The organism is Clostridium coskatii, assembly GCF_001675205.1.
GTDB classification, from domain to species: domain Bacteria; phylum Bacillota; class Clostridia; order Clostridiales; family Clostridiaceae; genus Clostridium_B; species Clostridium_B ljungdahlii.
This window is the reverse complement of record NZ_LROR01000040.1, coordinates 1-1,331: the sequence shown is the minus strand read 5'-3', so window position 1 is coordinate 1,331 and position 1,331 is coordinate 1. Positions and strand designations below refer to the sequence as shown.

The 1,331-nt window shown below is 52.6% G+C and carries 1 rRNA gene; it reads right to left on the bottom strand.

The window, feature by feature from the left end:
• Positions 1-21: 21 nt before the first annotated feature.
• A 16S ribosomal RNA gene (locus CLCOS_RS08820) occupies positions 22-1,331 on the bottom strand; the annotation flags it as partial.

The following is a 1,331-nucleotide window of genomic DNA, read 5'->3' as shown; positions in this document are numbered from 1 at the left end:
CTCTATCTTTCGACTCCCTAGAAAGGAGGTGATCCAGCCGCAGGTTCTCCTACGGCTACCTTGTTACGACTTCACCCCAATTACTAACCCCACCTTCGGCCGCGTCCTCTTTCGTTAGACTACGGACTTCGGGTGTTGCCAGCTCTCATGGTGTGACGGGCGGTGTGTACAAGGCCCGGGAACGTATTCACCGCGACATTCTGATTCGCGATTACTAGCAACTCCAACTTCATGTAGGCGAGTTTCAGCCTGCAATCCGAACTGGGGGCAGTTTTTGAGGTTTGCTCCACCTTGCGGTCTTGCTTCTCTCTGTACTGCCCATTGTAGCACGTGTGTTGCCCTGGACATAAGGGGCATGATGATTTGACGTCATCCCCACCTTCCTCCGCGTTAACCGCGGCAGTCTTGCTAGAGTGCTCAACTAAATGTTAGCAACTAACAACAGGGGTTGCGCTCGTTGCAGGACTTAACCTAACATCTCACGACACGAGCTGACGACAACCATGCACCACCTGTATCCCTGCCCCGAAGGGCTTCTCTTATCTCTAAGATATTCAGGGTATGTCAAGTCCAGGTAAGGTTCTTCGCGTTGCTTCGAATTAAACCACATGCTCCGCTGCTTGTGCGGGCCCCCGTCAATTCCTTTGAGTTTTAATCTTGCGATCGTACTTCCCAGGCGGAGTACTTATTGTGTTTACTGCGGCACAGAAGGGGTCGATACCTCCTACACCTAGTACTCATCGTTTACGGCGTGGACTACCAGGGTATCTAATCCTGTTTGCTACCCACGCTTTCGTGCCTCAGCGTCAGTTACGGTCCAGAGAATCGCCTTCGCCACTGGTGTTCTTCCTAATCTCTACGCATTTCACCGCTACACTAGGAATTCCATTCTCCTCTCCCGCACTCTAGATATCCAGTTTGAAATGCAGTGCCCGGGTTAAGCCCGGGTATTTCACATCTCACTTAAATATCCGCCTACGCACTCTTTACGCCCAGTAATTCCGGACAACGCTCGCCACCTACGTATTACCGCGGCTGCTGGCACGTAGTTAGCCGTGGCTTCCTCCTTGGGTACCGTCATTATCGTCCCCAAAGACAGAGCTTTACAATCCGAAAACCTTCTTCACTCACGCGGCGTTGCTGCATCAGGCTTTCGCCCATTGTGCAATATTCCCCACTGCTGCCTCCCGTAGGAGTCTGGACCGTCTCTCAGTTCCAATGTGGCCGATCACCCTCTCAGGTCGGCTACGCATCGTCGCCTTGGTAGGCCGTTACCCTACCAACTAGCTAATGCGCCGCGGGTCCATCTCAAAGCGGATTACTCCTTTAAA